The sequence below is a fragment of the Microbacterium sp. GW823-FHT02G05 genome (assembly GCF_058797175.1).
In genome coordinates, this window is the sequence record NZ_JBXAJK010000001.1 from 1,193,119 (window position 1) to 1,210,535 (window position 17,417).

Consider the following 17,417-nt stretch of genomic DNA (forward strand, 5'->3'; position numbering starts at 1 on the left):
AGAGAGATGACGACTCTGTCGGAAGAACGTGCAGCGGCGAAAACGGTGCAGACGATGCAGGAACCCCGGCCGAAGGTGCGCCGCAGCCCGAAAACCTGGTACCGCGGCGGTGGCCTGTGGAACCTGTTGTTCCTGCTGCCGATGATCCTCGTGTTCGCGGTCTTCAGCTGGTCGCCGATCGTGCAGTCCGTCGTGATGAGCCTGCAGAAGACGAACCTCATCACATCGCACTGGGTCGGTATCGACAACTATGCGCGGGTGTTGTCGGACCCGCTGCTCGGTGAGGCGGTGCTCAACACGCTCTGGTTCGCGCTGCTGGCTCTGCTGTTCGGCTTCCCGATTCCTCTGCTCATGGCGGTGCTCATGAGCGAGGTGCGCCGCGGCAAGGGTCTCTACTCCGCGCTGGCGTATCTTCCCGTCGTCATTCCGCCGGTCGTCGCGGTGCTGCTCTGGAAGTTCTTCTACTCGGCCGACGCGAACGGCGTCTTCAACACGATTCTGGGAGCCGTGGGTATCCCGCCCCAGCCATGGATCCAGGACGCGGTGCAGGCGATGCCATCTCTCGTGCTCGAAGCCACCTGGGCAGGAGCGGGGGGATCGATCATCATCTATCTTGCCGCGCTGCTCGGAGTGCCGCCGGAGCTGTATGACGCCGCCGAGGTGGACGGCGCAGGCCTCTGGCGCAAGGTCTGGCACATCACCCTGCCACAGCTGCGGGGCATCCTCTTCATCATGCTGATCCTCCAGATCATCGCGACCGCGCAGGTGTTCCTCGAACCGTTCCTGTTCACGGGCGGCGGACCGGCGGGTGCGACTCGAACGATCCTGCTCTACATCTACGACAAGGCCTTCCGCAACAGTCTGGGAGGTGCGTACGGCGAGGCGACCGCGGTCTCCGTGCTGCTCGCCCTCGCGCTTGCCCTGCTCAGTTGGCTCTACTTCCGCCTCACGAACCGTTGGAGCAGCTCATGAGCGTCGTCATCCGCCGGCAGGCACGACGGAGATCCGCAGACGAGACCGAGCGTACGATCGTCTCGGGATTCGATCGGCGAAAGCGCACGACCCGCATCGGCATGGGTGCCACGCATGTGTGCCTCGTCGTGACGCTGCTGATCGCCGGGCTCGGGCCGATTCTCTGGCTGATGAAGTCGGCGGTGACGCCTACGCTGGACACCCTCACGCAGCCGTTCGCGCTCTGGCCGAATGGGATCGACTGGGCAAACCTCTCTGCGGCATGGAACGACATCGGCATATCGCACTACTTCTGGAACACGATCGTCATCGCCGTCGGCGCCTGGTTCTTCCAACTGTTCATCGCGACGACGGCCGGGTACGGGCTTTCGGTGCTGCGCCCGAAGTACGCCCCGATCCTGAACGGCCTTGTGCTGGCGACTCTGTTCATTCCGGGCATCGTCCTGCTGGTGCCGCTGTATCTGACGATCGTGAACCCGCCGCTGGTGGGGCAGTCGATGTTGAACAGCTACTTGGCCGTCTGGCTGCCGATGGCGGCGAACGCCTTCAACATCCTCCTCGTCAAGCGCTTCTTCGATGCGCTGCCACGGGAGGTCTTCGAGGCGGCGCGCACAGATGGCGCCGGGCCCGTGCGACTGTTCTGGTCTGTCGTGCTGCCGATGTCGAAGCCGATCCTCGGCGTCGTGTCAGTGTTCGCCATCATCGCCGCCTGGAAGGACTACCTGTGGCCGATGCTCGTGCTGCCGGATCCAGCTGTTCAGCCGCTGTCGGTTCGGCTACCCGCGGTGCAGTCCCAGACGGAACTGGACGTCTTTCTCGCCGCGCTTGCGATCGCGACGCTGATTCCGATCGCGATGTTCATCGCGTTCCAGTCGGTGTTCCTGCGGTCCGCGGGCCTGGGAGGCGCGGTGAAGGGCTAAGCCAGCAATTCCAGCGTCTGCTGGCGCCCGGACGCGGTGTCCAGCGACTCTGTATCGAACGCCCCCGCCACCGGTGAGATCATGATCTCGTCGACGCCATAGCGCGCGGCGAAGGCTTCGAGCTCCGTGCGCACCTCCGCGCCGGTTCCGATGAACCATCCGGCTCCCGCGGCAGCGAGGGTTGTCGGATCTGCGGCAGCATCCGCGGCGGCGACGCCGGCCTGCGCCTGCTCGACGGTCTCCAGGGGAGTGAGCGGCAGGCCTCGACGCAGACGCACCATCGTGCGCAGCTGCGGCAGCGCTCGAGCTTCGGCTTCGTCGCGGGTCGGTGCAGCGACAGCGTTCGCGGTGAGGAAGGTGCGAGGCTCTGGATGCTGCTCACTGGGCCGGTAGCCGCTGCGATAGAGATCCAGCGCACGTTCGAGCCCGGCGCCGGAGAAGTGGTTCGCGAAGACGTACGGCAGGCCGTGCGATGCGGCGAGCTGCGCGGAGTAGTCGCTGGATCCCAGGAGCCAGATGTCAGGGGTTCCGGATGCGGCGGGCGTCGCGTGTACCGAGTACTCGCCGCCGCTCGTGAACTGCACGGTCGCGCCGTCCGGCTGCAGCATGAGTCCGATGTCCTGCACGTGCGAGGGGAATCGCTCCACGTCGCCGGCGGTCCCCGATGCGCGCAGAAGCTGGGTGATGACCGGATCGCTGCCGGGGGCGCGTCCGATGCCGAGATCGATGCGCCCGGGCGCGAGTGCTTCAAGTGCAGCGAACTGCTCGGCGACGATGAGCGGTGCATGGTTCGGCAGCATGACGCCACCGGAACCGACGCGGATGCGAGAGGTGCGCATGGCTGCGGCCGCGATCAACACGGGTGGCGCCGTGGAGGCGACCGCCGGCATGTTGTGATGCTCGGCGAACCAGTAGCGGCGGTACCCCAGAGCATCCGCCTTCTGCGCCAGCGTGAGCGATGCGGCCATGGCCTGCGCGCTGGTCTGCCCGGTGCGCACCGGGACGAGGTCGAGAACAGAGAGTGTGAGAGCAGTCATCCCTCAGAGCAACCGCCCCGGGGTCGCATCAATTCCCGCGGTCGGCCGCGTACTCTTGCCGCATGGACGCCGCCCTCTTCTACATCGTCGTCGGTGCTGTCGCTGTGGCGGCGATCGCACGCTGGCGAGGATGGCCCGCTCCGCTGCTCGTGACGATCGTTGCGCTCGCGGCATCCTTTCTTCCCTTCGTGCCTGAGATCACGATCGACGGGCATGTGCTGCTGAACATCGTGCTCCCGCCGTTGCTGTACTCGGCGGCGCTGGATGTGTCGTTCGTCAGCTTCTCGCGCAGTCTTCCGCAGATCCGACGTCTGGGAATCGGCCTCGTCGTCGTCACCGCGGTCGCCGTCGGGTTCGTCGCCTGGTGGCTGATGCCGTCGCTCACCCTGCCTGGTGCCCTCCTGCTGGGGGCGATCGTCGCGCCGCCGGATGCGGTCTCCGCCGCCGCCATCGGGCGCAAGCTCGGCTTGCCTCGACGGGTGATGACCGTGTTGTCGGGGGAGAGTCTCATCAACGACGCGACCTCGCTCACGATGTACCGGGTCTTCGCGGGCGTGATCGTCGGTGCGGCATCGTTCGCTCTCTGGGAGTCGATCTGGCAGTTCCTCGTTGCGGTCGTCGTCGGTGTCGCGGTCGGTGTGGTCTTCGGGATCGTGCTGCATCAGCTGCGGATGAGGGTCAGTGATCCGGTCGTCAACGGCACGTTCGGTCTGCTGGCTCCCTTCGGCGCCTACGGCATCGCGGAGCACCTGCTCGGATCGGGCGTGCTCGCGGTCGTCGCGATGGGCCTGTTCGTCGGCTACAACGCTCCGCGCACCGACTATCTGACGCGTCAGCAGGAGGCGCCCCTGTGGCTGTCGGCCGACTTCCTGCTCGAGTCCTTCGTCTTCGCGTACATCGGACTCCAGCTGCCTCGTGTGCTGGCGGATCTCAACGACGGCGCGGTCGGAGAGGTCATCGTGCTGGCGATCGGGGTGCTGCTGGTCGTGCTGGTCGTCCGCCCGCTGTTCGTGTACCCGGCGCATGCCTGGGGGCAGTGGTGGCTGCGGCAGAAGGTGCGGAGGTGGGAGAATCACCACCGATCCGCACCGGAGGGGCGCGGGCGCGCCGGAAAGCGCGGCCGTCATGCGTGGACGGAACAGCAGCTGAAGGCCCTCGTCGCCGAGTCCGCTCTGTCCTGGCGGGACAACGCCGTGATCTCCTGGGCGGGAATGCGCGGCGTCGTGACGCTCGCCACTGCGCTCGCCGCCGCCGACCTGGCGGGCCTCGATCGAGACGCGGAGCATGCGATCGTCGTGGTCGCTTTCGTCGTCACGGTGGGCACCCTGCTGCTGCAGGGCCTGACGCTTCCCTGGATGATCCGTCGGCTGGAGGTCGTCGACGACGTGGAGGCGAAGGAGGATGAGCGGCAGATCGCGGCGGTGCGCGCCCGCAGCCGCGAGGTCGGCAAGGCGTACCTGAGGGAGGCGCGCACCCGCTGGGCCGCCGAATACGGCGAGGATCAGCTGCGTACTTTCGACACGTTCGCGAAGCGGCTGGTGAAGTTCGAATCGGATGCCGACGCGGTCGGCCCTGATGCTGCGCCTGCCCAGATCGCATACGAGCAGTTCCTTCCTCTGATGAAGGGATGGCTGTCCGTGCGGCGTGCGCTGCTGCTGGAGGAACGCGACGCAGGCACGCTGAGTGAAGAGGTCATGCACGAGCTGATCGCCGCGATGGATGCCGAAGAGCTGGCGCTGGATGCGCGCGCCGCTACTCGTTTTTCCCGTTGACGACACGCCTACTCCGGAGTAGGTCTGGAGTACGAGGTGAGCGCAGTGGACAGATTTCGTGATCGCGACGAGGCGGGTCGTCTGCTTGCCGACCGGCTGGCAGAGCAAGCACGGCCGGAAGCCGTCGTGCTGGCATTGCCTCGCGGAGGGGTACCTGTCGCGGCCGTCATCGCCGCACGCCTCGGGGTGCCGCTGGATGTGCTCGTCGTGCGGAAGCTGGGTGTGCCGTGGCATCCGGAGTTGGCGATGGGCGCGGTCGGCGAGGAGGGTGCGACGGCGTTGAACGACGATGTCATCGCCGCGGCGCGCATCGACGAGATCACGCTGCAGGGCGCGATCGCTCGGGAGCGATCGGAGGTCGCGCGACGCGTCGACCGGTTCCGGGGCGCACGGCCGCCGGTTGCGCTGGCGGGGCGCACGGCGATCATCGTGGACGACGGTGTTGCCACCGGGGCCACCGCCCGGGCGGGGTGCGCGGTCGCGCGGCTTCGTGGTGCAGCATCCGTTGTGCTCGCCGTGCCTGTCGGTGCGCCCTCGGCGATCCGCGATCTACGTGACGTGGCGGACGAGATCGTCTGCCTGCAGGAGCCGAGCGGATTCATGGCGGTCGGGATGCATTATCTCGACTTCCGCCAAGTCGAGGACACGGAGGTGGGGCGTCTGCTGCGCGCGGCACACCATCCGGAGACGTCGGCATGACCACGAGACCCCGCACTGCGACGCAGTGCGGGGTCTCGACGGGAGTGCTCGGTATCAGCGGGTGGGAGCGGGCTCCGCGGATGCCTCGGGCGCCGCATCCGCTGCCGTGGTGTCGTCCTCGGCGCTGTCATCACCAGAGTCGTCTGCGAACGGCAGGCCCTCGCGAGGAGCGTTGTAGAGATCCTCATCGAGGATGCCCTCACGCTTCGCGACGATCGTCGGGATGAGCGCCTGACCTGCGACGTTGACCGCGGTGCGGCCCATGTCGAGGATCGGGTCGATCGCGAGCAGCAGGCCGACGCCCTCGAGCGGCAGACCCAGGGTCGACAGCGTCAGCGTGAGCATGACGATCGCGCCCGTGGTGCCGGCGGTGGCGGCCGAGCCGACGACCGAGACGATCACGATCAGCAGATACTGCACGAAGTTCAGCTCGATGCCGAAGAACTGTGCGACGAAGATCGCGGCGATGGCCGGGTAGATCGCGGCGCAACCATCCATCTTGGTCGTCGCGCCGAACGGCACGGCGAAGGATGCGTAGGCGCGGGGCACGCCGAGGTTGCGCTCGGTGACGCGCTCAGTCAGGGGCAGCGTGCCGATCGACGAGCGGCTCACGAAGGCGAGCTGCACGGCGGGCCAGACACCCGAGAAGTACTGCTTGATCGAGAGGCCGTGCGTCTTCACGAGGATCGGGTAGACCACGAACAGCACGAGCGCGAGGCCGACGTAGATCGCGATCGCGAACCAGGCGAGACCCACGAGCTTGTCCCAGCCGTACTTGATGACGGCCGAGCCGATGAGGCCGAAGGTGCCGAGCGGGGCGAGGCGGATGATCCACCACAGCACGCGCTGGATGACCTTGAGCAGCGACTCGGTGAAGGCCAGGAACGGCTCGGCCTTCTTGCCGGCCTTGAGGGCGGCGATGCCGATGACGGTCGCGACGACGATGACCTGGAGGATGTTGAAGCCGACGCTCGACGAGAACGTGCCCTCAGCGGCGCCCGGGTAGGTGCTGACCGTGATGCCGAGGAAGTTCTGCGGGATGAGGCCGAGCAGGAAGTCCCACCACGAGCCGACGCGCGACGGCTCTGCGGGCGCTTCGAGGCCTTCGCCGGCACGAGCACCCGGCTGGATGATGAGACCGAGGGCGATACCGATCGACACGGCGATGAACGCGGTGATCGCGAACCACAGCAGCGTCTGACCTGCAAGGCGCGCGGCGTTCTGCACGCGGCGCAGGTTCGAGATGCTCGCGACGATCGCGGTGAAGATCAGCGGAACGACAGCCGCGCGAAGGATCGTGACGTAGGACGAGCCGATCTTGTCGAGCGTGTCGGACAGCACGGTGGCGGAGCCGTCGACGGAGATCTGGCGTCCGATGAGGCCGGCGGCGATGCCGAGCACGAGCGCGGCGAGGATCTGGAAGCCGAACGACGTCAGCAGCTTGCGGATGGGGCTGCGCGTGTCGGGCGCCTTGGCGGCGCGGGCGGTGGTGGTGCTCAAGGGGACTCCCGTCGATGCGCGCCGGGTGCGCGCCGTGGAGTTCAACGCTAGACACCGTCATTCATTCCCGTGAATGGTGTGACGCTCGATGACACCCAGTGTGACGCTGCGTGACACTCCGGCGGTCAGCGGGCGGGGGTTGAGGACGGGACGGCGGGAGCTGTGCTGGGGCGGCGAGACGGATGGCGGGAGCTTGGCACGTTTGGCGGCGTGGAATGGCCAGAACGCCCGTGAGTGCGTTGCGGTTCCCGCCATCCGTGCTTTGGCTGTCGGCCATCCGTCCCCGGCCGCGCACGATCTCGCCCGCTCGATCGGGTGACGGCATACTGAGGGCTGGTCAAAGAGAGTGGGCGCGATGTCGGTCATGCAGAAGTTCTCCCTTGAGGGGAAGGTGGCGCTCGTCACCGGCGGCAGCCGGGGAATCGGACGAGGGATCGCGCAGGCGCTCGCCGAGGCGGGAGCGAAGGTCGCGGTCACCGCGCGCACCGTGCAAGGGGCGGCGGATGCTGCCGCAGAACTCACTGCAGGAGGCCACACCGTCATGGGGGTTGCGATGGAGGTCACCGACGCAGAGAGCGTTGAGCGCGCGGTCGCCGAGGTCGAAGCATCCCTCGGTGCTGTCGACGTTCTCATCAACAATGCGGGCGTCTCGATCGGGGGTGCGGCTCTGGAGATCGAGGACGACGTCTGGACGCAGACCCTCGACACCAACCTCAACGGAGTCTGGCGTTGCAGTCGTGCTGTGGGACGTCGGATGGCTGAGCGTGGCGGCGGCACGATCGTGAACATCGGCTCGATGTCGGCGATGATCGTGAACCTGTCGCGCTGGCAGCCGGCCTATCTCGCATCGAAGGCCGCGGTGCATCAGCTCACGAAGGCGCTGGCGGCGGAGTGGGCACCGCACGGGATCCGCGTGAACGCCATGGCGCCGGGGTACATCCTGACGGAGATGTCGCCGGTCGATCAGCCCGTGCTCTACGACACGTGCATCGCCCCTGCCGCGATGAAGCGGCACGGGACGGTCGACGAGATCGGATCGGTCGCGGTCTTCCTCGCCAGCGACGCTTCGAGTTTCATGACCGGATCCGTGCTCGTCGTCGACGGCGGATACACGCTGTACTGAGAGCGAGCCGCCCGCGAGACGTTCAGCGCTCCGCGAGCACGAGCAGGTCGCCGACTTCGCAGTCGAGCGCATCGCAGATCGCGCGCAGCGTCGAATAGCGGATGGCCCGGGCGCGGTCGTTCTTCAGCACCGAGAGGTTGACGATGCTGACGCCGACCCGGACGCTCAGTTCTGTCAGCGTCATGCCGCGCTCGGCGAGCAGCTCGTCGAGGCGGCAGTGGATGCCCGTGTCCTCCTCGGAATCCGCGGGGGTCACACGAGTCCTCTGCTGTCCTCTTGCAGGCGGATGCCGCGGCGGAAGGCCACCCCGAGAATGCCCATCGCGACACCGATCAGCCAGACCGGCGCGTAGTTCCAGAAAGCGAGGGGGTGAAGTGGCTCGCCTGTCACGCCGAGGGACGCGAGGATGCCGTTGCGCACCACATTCTCCAGGCCGAGCACGACCAGCCCGCCGATGACGAGCGTCCAGCCGAGCAAGGTGAACGTCCGTGCGGTGCTGCGCACGAAGAAGCGGCCGCGCAGGAAGCTCCACGCCAGGAACATCACGGCCGCGACGATCACCAGCGCCGTGAGTGCCGACGCGATAATCGATGCGGCACCCGCGACAGCTGTCGCCGTGGCCACGTCGGGATCGACCACCAGAAGCGCGCCCGCGTAACCGTTCACGGACGCGGATCCGGAGGCGACCGTGGTTTCGACGGGCGTCTGGTCGACGTCGAGAGTCCAAGCGAAACCGTCGGGACGGAACGCAGACCAGAGACGCGTAGCCGTGGCTGAGGCGACGACGATGGTCGTGAGCGCGCCGAGCACGATGACCGTCACGAGATCAGCGGTCTCGTTTCGCTGTGCGCGGGTGGGGGAGGGGGCGTTCATCAGACGAGTCCTTCCGTGTCGCGTTGCATCCGCTCCGCCAGCAGCAGCACGGCAGAGATGACGAGCAGCAGCGTGGGCACGGCGAGCATGTCGGAGCTCAGGGTGAACGCGAAAGGAGCGTCATCGCCTGCCGGACCCAGTGTGAGTGCTTCGGTCGCGGCGACGGCATTCAGGAACGGCGCGAAGATCGTGCCGGCGAACGCCGCAACCGAGAGGCCCGCGAAGGTGAAGCCGACGCGGCGCTGGAACCGCTCGCGGGCTGTTGTGAGGCCGAGGATGATGATCGCGATCGTCATGCTCAGAGGAAGGAGCGCGGATGCTGCGGCTGAACCGATCACGAGGTTCCTGATCCCGGATGGCGGCTCGGCGACCATCACGTCGACCTGGCTGACCGAGGCGCGCACCTGGGTTCCCGACAGCACGTCGTACGGCGCGGGCTCGGTGAGCAGGGCCCCGGGGATCGTCAGCACCGACCTTGTCGCCGCCGACACGATCGCCGTGCCAAGGGCCACGAGAATGACGAGCAGTGCGAATCCCGCCAATCCGACGATCACCCAGAGCGTGCGGCGGTCTACGGCGGCCAGTCGTGCCTGACTCATGAGAGCTCCCTTTCGAGCGGTGGCTTATCGATGATCGTTAACATAACGACTATCGATAAAGACGTCAATGGCTCCCTGGAAACGGAAGGCTGAGTCATCCGCTCGCCACGGCCCTGCCTGCGCACCCCGCTCCGCTATGCCGACGGCGAACACGGGCATACGCCGTGGCGCTGGTCGTTACTCTCGATGTACAGGCGCCGCAGCGTCTTCGCCCTGTGCGATAAGGAGTCACAGCATGTTCGAGAGATTCACCGACCGAGCCCGTCGTGTGGTTGTGCTCGCCCAAGAAGAGGCGAAGATGCTCAACCACAACTACATCGGCACTGAGCACATCCTGCTCGGCCTCATCCACGAGGGTGAGGGCGCCGCTGCCAAGGCACTGGAGTCCCTTGGGATCTCGCTCGACGCCGTGCGCGAGCAGGTGCAGGACATCATCGGCCAGGGGCAGCAGCAGCCGACCGGCCACATCCCCTTCACGCCTCGTGCGAAGAAGGTTCTCGAGCTGAGCCTGCGCGAAGCGCTGCAGCTCGGCCACAACTACATCGGCACTGAGCACATCCTCCTCGGCCTCATTCGTGAGGGTGAGGGTGTCGCCGCTCAGGTGCTCGTCAAGCTCGGCGCAGACCTCAACAAGGTGCGTCAGCAGGTCATCCAGATGCTCTCGGGCGCTTCGGGCCGTGAGCCCGCCGCCGTCTCGGGCGCCGCGCACGAGACCCAGCAGTCCGCACAGGGCGGCTCGGCCGTGCTCGACCAGTTCGGCCGCAACCTCACGCAGGCCGCGCGCGACAACAAGCTCGACCCCGTCATCGGGCGTGAGAAGGAGATCGAGCGGGTCATGCAGATCCTCTCGCGTCGCTCCAAGAACAACCCCGTCCTGATCGGTGAGCCCGGCGTCGGCAAGACCGCCGTCGTCGAGGGCCTCGCGCAGGCGATCGTCAAGGGCGATGTGCCTGAGACGCTCAAGGACAAGCAGGTCTACTCGCTCGACCTCGGCTCGCTCATCGCCGGATCCCGCTACCGCGGTGACTTCGAAGAGCGTCTGAAGAAGGTCACGAAAGAGATCCGCACGCGCGGCGACATCATCGTCTTCATCGACGAGATCCACACCCTCGTGGGTGCAGGTGCCGCCGAAGGCGCGATCGACGCCGCCTCGATCCTGAAGCCGCTCCTCGCTCGCGGCGAGTTGCAGACGATCGGCGCGACGACGCTCGACGAGTACCGCAAGCACTTCGAGAAGGATGCTGCGCTCGAGCGCCGCTTCCAGTCGATCCAGGTGCAGGAGCCGAGCATCCCGCACGCGATCAACATCCTCAAGGGGCTGCGTGACCGCTACGAGGCGCACCACAAGGTGCAGATCACGGATGGCGCGCTCGTCGCCGCCGCGAACCTCGCAGACCGCTACGTCTCCGACCGCTTCCTGCCCGACAAGGCCATCGACCTGATCGACGAGGCCGGCGCTCGCCTGCGTCTGTCGATCCTGTCGAGCCCGCCCGAGCTGCGCGAGTTCGACGAGAAGATCGCCGCCGTCCGCGAGCAGAAGGAGCTGGCGTCGGAGGAGCAGGACTTCGAGAAGGCCGCGTCGTTGCGCGACCAGGAGAAGGAGCTGCTCGCCGAGCGCCTCCGCCTCGAGAAGCAGTGGCGTTCGGGTGACGTCGCCACGGCCGCCGTGGTCGACGAGGGCCTGATCGCCGAGGTTCTGGCGCAGGCCACGGGCATCCCGGTCTTCAAGCTCACCGAGGAAGAGACCAGCCGTCTCGTCTTCATGGAGAAGGCGCTGCACCAGCGCGTCATCGGCCAGGAAGAGGCGATCGCGGCGCTGTCTCGGACGATCCGTCGTCAGCGCGCCGGTCTCAAGGACCCGAAGCGTCCTTCGGGCTCGTTCATCTTCGCCGGCCCCACGGGCGTCGGAAAGACCGAGCTCGCGAAAGCACTCGCCGAGTTCCTGTTCGACGACGAGGCTGCTCTCATCTCGCTCGACATGAGCGAGTTCGGTGAGAAGCACACGGTGTCGCGTCTGTTCGGTGCTCCTCCCGGGTTCGTCGGCTTCGAAGAGGGCGGCCAGCTCACCGAGAAGGTCCGTCGCAAGCCGTTCTCCGTCGTGCTGTTCGACGAGATCGAGAAGGCGCACCCCGACATCTTCAACTCGCTGCTGCAGATCCTCGAAGAGGGTCGCCTGACCGATGGTCAGGGTCGCATCGTCGACTTCAAGAACACGGTCATCATCATGACGACCAACCTCGGAGCGCGCGACATCGCGGGTGGCCCGGTCGGCTTCCAGGCCGAGGGCGAGACCTCGACCAGCTACGAGCGGATGAAGGGCAAGGTCAACGAAGAGCTGAAGCGGCACTTCAAGCCTGAGTTCCTCAACCGTGTCGACGACATCATCGTCTTCCCGCAGCTGTCGAAGTCGGAGCTCATCCAGATCGTCGACCTGTTCACGAAGCGTCTCAGCGAGCGTCTGCTGGACCGCGACATGACGATCGAGCTGTCGCAGGTCGCCAAGGAGCGCCTCATCGAGATCGGCTTCGACCCGGCCCTGGGTGCGCGTCCGCTGCGTCGCGCGATGCAGCACGAGATCGAAGACCGCCTGTCGGAGAAGATCCTGCACGGCGAGCTCAACTCGGGCGACCACGTGAAGGTCGACGTCGCAGACGGCGCGTTCACCTTCGACCACGGTCCCCGCGGTGAGAAGGTCTCGGTCGGCATCAACACCGGCGGCGAGATCTCGGCCACTCCCGACCTGGCGGTCGCCAGCGGCGAGTAAGAACGTCTGACAGGAGGGCGGCGGATGCTTCGGCATCCGCCGCCCCTCGTCGTTCGCGCGACACCGTGTCGCACGCCGGTGCGCACTCTTCGCACGCCGGGGCGACGACGGCGCGGCATTCGACCCCTAGCCTCGCGGGTAATGCTCGAGGAGGACGACGATGACCACGGCTGACGATGTGCTCGACGTGTTGCGCGGATGGCAGATCCCCTATGTGTTCTGCTGTCCGGGAACCAGCGAGACTCCGCTGCTGGATGCTCTTGCGGATCCGGCGAACGAGGGACGCGGGCCGGAGTTCCTGCTGACCACTCACGAGGCGATCTCCGTCTCGATGGCGGACGGCTACGCCCGTGCATCCGGGGAGGTGGGCGTCGCCTATCTGCACACGAACGTGGGCCTCGCCAACGGTCTCGCGCACCTCTATGCGGCGCAGCTCGCGCGCAGCAGCGTGGCGCTGCTGACCGGCGTGAAAGGGACGGCCACGCTGCCGCACCGCGCGCTCACCACTTCGTCGCGCATCCTCGACACGGCAGCGCCGTACAGCGGCTACACCTGGCAGAACCTGCGTGGTGAAGACCTCATGACCGACATCGACCGGGTGCTCTGGAAGACCACGGTGGTGCCCGAGCAGCCCGCCGTGCTGACGATTCCGCAGAACCACATCGGTCGCACCCGCGCGGACAGCGGCGGCTTCCGGCGTCGTCGCGCCGCACGCCAGAGTGCCCACGCCGACGAGCTCAACGAGGCCGTCGCGCTGCTCCAGAAGGCCCGTCGACCCGTCATCGTCGCGGGCACGGACATCGCCCGTCGCGGTGCAGAGGCCGAGATCGAGCGCATCGCCGAACGGCTGGGGGCGCCAGTGCTCGTCGAATCGCGCCGCGATCTCGAACGCTGGGCGTTCCGTACGGACCATCCGCACTACGCCGGGCTCTTCGACCCGCGCTCGCCCCTGTTCGCCGAGGCGGATCTGCTGGTGATCGCGGGCGCGCCCACGCCCCTGGAGTTCTCCGCGGAGCGACCGATCCTTCCGCATGGCGTCCCGCTGCTGCACATCGCCGAGGACGCCGGAGAGCCGGGGCGGCGACAGGCGCCCGCAGCGAGCATCGTCGGCGATACGGGCGCGGTGCTGCGCAGCATCCGCCAGTTGCTGGAGCAGGAGTCGGCTGCCCGCTGTAGTCAGGGCTGGCTCGATCGTGCTCGGGGCGTCTTCGCCACGCAGCGCGCGACCTGGGCAGAGCAGGTGCCCGCTCGGGCTGACGGTGCGGAGTTCAGTGCGGCCAGCGCGATGCGTGTGCTCGCCGAAGAGCTTCCTGACGATCGTCCTGTCGTGCTCGATGCCGTCACCTCGACCCTGCCGCTGCTGCGCTTCATTGAGCGTCCCCGGCGCGACACCCTCTTCGCCACGGCGAGCGGCTCGCTCGGCTGGGGGATGGGCGCCGCGCTGGGTGTCACCCTCGCACGGCAGGAACGCACGGTCACGGTGGTCGGAGACGGCGTCGTGCAGTTCGGCGTTCCCGCCCTCTGGACGGCATCGCACTACCGCATCCCCGCAACCTACGTCGTCGTCAACAACGGCCGGTATCAGGCGGTGATCGCCGGTCTTGTGGGCATCGACGGCACGGCGCACGCCGAGGGCACCTACCCGCTGACGGACATCGGTGGTGTCGACATCGCCGCGCTCGCGCATTCGTTCGGGATCGCCGCCGAGCGCGTGCACGGCTCGGAGGAGCTGCGCGCGGCCCTTGCCGAAGACCGCGTACGCTCCGCCGATGACGGCCCCTACCTGATCGAGGTCATGGTGAACGGGGCCATGTGGCCGGAGAAATCATGATTGCGACATGGTGTCGGAATCGGGTGCGCAGAATCACTCCTCTGTTCCGTATCGACGGGTGATCCGGGCTTCCTAGCCTGGGGTTCCACGCATCCGAGGAGGAATCCGTGCCTGAATCCGTGAAGAGCACTCTCACACCCCTGCCCGCCATCAGTGACGATGTCTGGCCCACCTCGACCGAGGTTCTGATCATGGGCGGCGGCCCGGTGGGACTCACCTGCGCCATGCTGCTCGCCCAACAGGGTGTCGACGTGCTGCTGGTCGAGCGCCGCGACTTCGTGTTCCGCTTCCCGCGCGCGCACCTGCTCAACACTCGCACGATGGAGGCATTCCACGACATCGACGTCGCGGACGACATCTACGCGGCTACGCCCACGCACGACCGCTGGCGCAAGGCCGTCTGGTACACGACCGCAACGGGCCCCGGCGAGTTCGACGGCCTAAAGATCGGGGAGGTCCCCGCATGGGGCGGTGGACCCGACGCCGAGCGCTACCGCCAGTCGTCCCCCCGCGCCTTCGCGAACATGCCCCAGCTGCGCCTTGACCCGCTGCTGTACCGCCACGCGCTCGCCGCCGCGCCCGGACGCATCCGCAAGCGCCAGGAGGTCGTGGGCATCGAGCAGCAGGCGGATGCCGCGGTCGTGTCGATCCTCGACCGCACCACGGGCGACCTGCGCGAGGTGCGCGCGAACTACGTGATCGCCGCCGACGGTGGCCGCAGCAGCGCGGACATGCTCGGCGTCGAGATGGAGGGCCCGCGAGACATGCGCGAGGTCGTCAACTACCACGTGAGCATGGACCTCTCATCCTGGTCGGAGCCGGATGCTCTGCTCGGGCACTTCCTGCACCCGGCCGGCGGCGCGCGTCGCCGCGGCACGATCCAGGCGATCGGTCCGACCGAGTACAACCGCAACTCGGAGGAGTGGCTCGTCTCGGTGGCCGCATGGATGGTCGAGGGCGACCCCGACGACGAGGCGGCGCTGTTCGCCTCGATCCGCACGATGCTCGGTCTGCCGGAATCGCATGAGATCACGATGCACTCGATGACGCGCTGGAGCTACAACGGCCTGGTCGCGAAGCAGTTCCGCAACGGCCGGGTCTTCCTCGCCGGCGACGCAGCGCACAAGCATCCGCCCACGGGCGGGCTCGGCCTCAACAGCGGCATCCAGGATGCCCAGAACCTGTGCTGGAAGCTCGCCGCCGTGCTGCACGGTGAGGCATCCGACGGCCTACTCGACAGCTACCAGGCGGAGCGCCGCCCGATCGTCGCCTGGTACACGGCGCACTCTCTGGAGAACGCGAACCGGCACCCTCCGATCGCAGAGGCTCTCGGCTTCACCGAGGACGTCGAGGAGGGCTTCCGCAACTTGGCCGAGTTCGTCGCAGACACACCCGAGGGTGATGCGCGTCGCGCGCAGGTCAAGGCCGAGGTCGACCACAACGAGCACGACTACAGCCAGCTGGGTGTCGAGGCCGGGTACCACTACTCCGAGGGCGCGTTCGTCCCCGACGGATCGCCCGTCCCCGGTGACCCGAACGACCCGGTCGCGTTCCACCCGACATCACGACCGGGGCATCACCTCCCGCATGTGTGGTTGGCGAAGGCGGATGCTGCGGGCCAGCCAGTCTCGTCGCATGATCTGATCGCGCGTCACGGCCTCACGCTGCTGACCTCTGCCTCGGCGGCGGAGCGCTGGCGTGCCGAGGCGGAGCGAGTGCGCACGCACATGCCGCTCACGATCGCGACAATCGCCGACGACGATGCGGCATGGGCCGAGGCCCGTCAGATCGACGCGGATGGCGCGCTGCTCGTGCGTCCTGACCGCAAGGTCGCGTGGCGGGTGACGTCGCTTCCCGCGGATCCTGCACAGGCGCTCACGGACGCGCTCGATGTGATCGTGCGCGGCGGTGACCGGCTCGACAGCGACCCCGCCGAGCCGTACCTGGTGCGCATCCGCGCCGCAGCCAACGTCCTCGTGCGATGATCCGCGTCGCCATCGTCGGCGGGGGCGTGATCGGCCTGACGGTCGCTCATGAACTCGTCGGCGACGGCGCGCGGTGGTAGCAGGTGCCTGCGCGGGCTGCGGGTTCTAGGCTTGTCATGTGAGCGAGATCATCGTGCGGCCGGCCCGCAGCGCAGACGTCAAAGGCATCAGCGCGCTCCTTGCGCCGATGGTCGAGCAGCGCATCCTGCTGGGTAAAGACCTCGCGGTGCTCTATGGGGCGGTGCAGGAATTCGTCGTCGCGGAGGCGGAGGGCGAGCTCATCGGATGCGGTGCGCTGCACGTGTTCTGGGAAGACCTCGGCGAGGTGCGCACTCTGATGGTGCGCGGTGACTGGCTGCATCACGGTGTCGGCGGCGCGATCGTCGGCCGCCTGGAGGAGAACGCCCGAGAGCTGGGGCTGTCCCGCCTGTTCTGCCTGACCTTCGAGGTCGATTTCTTCGGACGCCGCGGTTTCACACCGATCGGCGAGCAGGTCGTCGACCCGGACGTCTACTCCCAGCTGCTGCGCAGCGGCGACGCCGGTGTCGAGGAGTTCCTCGATCTCGCGCATGTGAAGCCGAATACGCTCGGCAACACCCGCATGCTCAAACTGCTCTGAGCGGAAGCGTCTAGCCTGGAGTCATGACCGCGCGTGTTTCTCCCGCCGTGTATCGGCGGCGTCGACTGGTCTTCTTCGGTGCCCTCGTCGTGATCCTCGCGCTCATCGCAGGGCTGGCCTGGTTCCTTGTCGCTCGGGCTCAGGAGGCGTCGGCGCCGTCTCCTACGGGAACGGCAGAGACTTCGACTCCGGATGCGTCGGCGACGACCGACACGACGGTGACTCCGACGCCCGGCGACTCGACTCCGCCCGATGACGGCGCCGTGGGTCCGTGCGTGGAAGGGGATGTCACGGTCGCCGCAGTGACGGACTCGGAGAGCTACGCCGCGGATGCCCTGCCGCAGATGTCGATCTCGTTGACCAACAGCGGGGCACGCGACTGCACGATCGATGTCGGCACGGCGACCCAGCAGTTCACCGTGGTGAGCGGCGCGGATGTCTGGTGGCGTTCGATCGACTGCCAGCAGAATCCCGAGGGGATGATCGTCACGCTCGCGGCGGGATCCACGGTGACGAGCTCGCAGCCAGTGGTGTGGGACCGCACCCGCTCCTCGCCGGACACCTGCGCTTCGACCGAGCGACCGCGCGCTCCGGGCGGTGGGGCTTCGTACCACGTGAGTGTTTCGATCGGCGGCTTCACGAGTGCCGAGAGCGCTCAAATCCTGCTCTACTAGAGCTTTTATGGCAATGTTTGTGCACAATTGCCGATCCTTTGGGATACCA

15 protein-coding genes are annotated in these 17,417 nt (G+C 67.3%); 10 read left to right on the plus strand and 5 right to left on the minus strand.

The window, feature by feature from the left end:
* Nucleotides 1–6: 6 nt before the first annotated feature.
* Both AC1REM_RS05640 and AC1REM_RS05645 read left to right on the plus strand, forming a co-directional pair.
* Nucleotides 7–972 (plus strand): carbohydrate ABC transporter permease, encoded by a 966-nt coding sequence (locus tag AC1REM_RS05640; protein ID WP_492513747.1) that lies wholly within the window; start codon nt 7–9, stop codon nt 970–972.
* Nucleotides 969–1,892, plus strand: coding sequence for a carbohydrate ABC transporter permease (locus AC1REM_RS05645; protein WP_492513748.1), 924 nt, complete (start codon nt 969–971; stop codon nt 1,890–1,892). Before AC1REM_RS05640 ends, AC1REM_RS05645 begins: the two co-directional genes overlap by 4 nt.
* Here AC1REM_RS05645 and AC1REM_RS05650 read toward each other — a convergent pair.
* Nucleotides 1,889–2,929, minus strand: coding sequence for an LLM class flavin-dependent oxidoreductase (locus AC1REM_RS05650; protein ID WP_492513749.1), 1,041 nt, complete (start codon nt 2,927–2,929; stop codon nt 1,889–1,891). The genes AC1REM_RS05645 and AC1REM_RS05650 overlap by 4 nt on opposite strands.
* Before the next feature lie 62 nt (nt 2,930–2,991).
* On the opposite strand from AC1REM_RS05650, the gene AC1REM_RS05655 reads away from it, so the two are divergent.
* Both AC1REM_RS05655 and AC1REM_RS05660 read left to right on the plus strand, forming a co-directional pair.
* Nucleotides 2,992–4,701 carry a cation:proton antiporter gene (locus tag AC1REM_RS05655; RefSeq protein WP_492513750.1) on the plus strand — a complete coding sequence of 570 codons (1,710 nt, stop codon included), beginning with the start codon at nt 2,992–2,994 and terminating at the stop codon, nt 4,699–4,701.
* A 45-nt stretch (nt 4,702–4,746) separates the two neighbouring features.
* On the plus strand, nt 4,747–5,400 hold the full coding sequence (locus tag AC1REM_RS05660; RefSeq protein ID WP_492513751.1) for a phosphoribosyltransferase: 654 nt from the start codon (nt 4,747–4,749) through the stop codon (nt 5,398–5,400).
* A 54-nt stretch (nt 5,401–5,454) separates the two neighbouring features.
* Here AC1REM_RS05660 and AC1REM_RS05665 read toward each other — a convergent pair whose 3' ends face one another.
* Nucleotides 5,455–6,900, minus strand: a complete 1,446-nt coding sequence (locus AC1REM_RS05665) for a dicarboxylate/amino acid:cation symporter (RefSeq protein ID WP_492513752.1) — start codon at nt 6,898–6,900, stop codon at nt 5,455–5,457.
* 355 nt (nt 6,901–7,255) lie between these two features.
* Here AC1REM_RS05665 and AC1REM_RS05670 point away from each other — a divergent pair, with 355 nt between their 5' ends.
* Nucleotides 7,256–8,023 carry an SDR family NAD(P)-dependent oxidoreductase gene (locus tag AC1REM_RS05670; RefSeq protein WP_492513753.1) on the plus strand — a complete coding sequence of 256 codons (768 nt, stop codon included), beginning with the start codon at nt 7,256–7,258 and terminating at the stop codon, nt 8,021–8,023.
* A 22-nt stretch (nt 8,024–8,045) separates the two neighbouring features.
* Here AC1REM_RS05670 and AC1REM_RS05675 read toward each other — a convergent pair whose 3' ends face one another.
* The 3 genes from AC1REM_RS05675 to AC1REM_RS05685 are packed head-to-tail and all read right to left on the minus strand — an operon-like array spanning nt 8,046 to nt 9,495.
* The gene (locus tag AC1REM_RS05675) at nt 8,046–8,279 is read right to left on the minus strand and encodes a helix-turn-helix domain-containing protein (RefSeq protein ID WP_492513754.1); all 234 of its coding nucleotides are present in this window, start codon (nt 8,277–8,279) and stop codon (nt 8,046–8,048) included.
* Nucleotides 8,276–8,896, minus strand: a complete 621-nt coding sequence (locus AC1REM_RS05680; protein WP_492513755.1) for a hypothetical protein — start codon at nt 8,894–8,896, stop codon at nt 8,276–8,278. Before AC1REM_RS05680 ends, AC1REM_RS05675 begins: the two co-directional genes overlap by 4 nt.
* A complete protein-coding gene (locus AC1REM_RS05685; protein WP_492513756.1) occupies nt 8,896–9,495 on the minus strand; it encodes a hypothetical protein in 600 nt (199 codons plus the stop codon). Before AC1REM_RS05685 ends, AC1REM_RS05680 begins: the two co-directional genes overlap by 1 nt.
* A gap of 235 nt (nt 9,496–9,730) precedes the next feature.
* Between AC1REM_RS05685 and AC1REM_RS05690 the strand changes: the two genes are divergently transcribed.
* The 5 genes from AC1REM_RS05690 (at nt 9,731) to AC1REM_RS05710 (ending at nt 17,368) form a co-directional block, all read left to right on the plus strand.
* The gene (locus AC1REM_RS05690; protein WP_204939011.1) at nt 9,731–12,259 is read left to right on the plus strand and encodes an ATP-dependent Clp protease ATP-binding subunit; all 2,529 of its coding nucleotides are present in this window, start codon (nt 9,731–9,733) and stop codon (nt 12,257–12,259) included.
* Nucleotides 12,260–12,419: 160 nt separating this feature from the next.
* Nucleotides 12,420–14,090, plus strand: a complete 1,671-nt coding sequence (locus AC1REM_RS05695; RefSeq protein ID WP_492513757.1) for a thiamine pyrophosphate-binding protein — start codon at nt 12,420–12,422, stop codon at nt 14,088–14,090.
* A 107-nt stretch (nt 14,091–14,197) separates the two neighbouring features.
* Nucleotides 14,198–16,075, plus strand: coding sequence for an FAD-dependent monooxygenase (locus AC1REM_RS05700; RefSeq protein WP_492513758.1), 1,878 nt, complete (start codon nt 14,198–14,200; stop codon nt 16,073–16,075).
* Between the two features lie 118 nt (nt 16,076–16,193).
* Entirely contained in the window at nt 16,194–16,694 is a 501-nt protein-coding gene (locus AC1REM_RS05705) for an amino-acid N-acetyltransferase (protein ID WP_204939014.1), read from the plus strand.
* Between the two features lie 23 nt (nt 16,695–16,717).
* Nucleotides 16,718–17,368 (plus strand): hypothetical protein, encoded by a 651-nt coding sequence (locus AC1REM_RS05710; RefSeq protein WP_492513759.1) that lies wholly within the window; start codon nt 16,718–16,720, stop codon nt 17,366–17,368.
* Nucleotides 17,369–17,417: the final 49 nt, after the last annotated feature.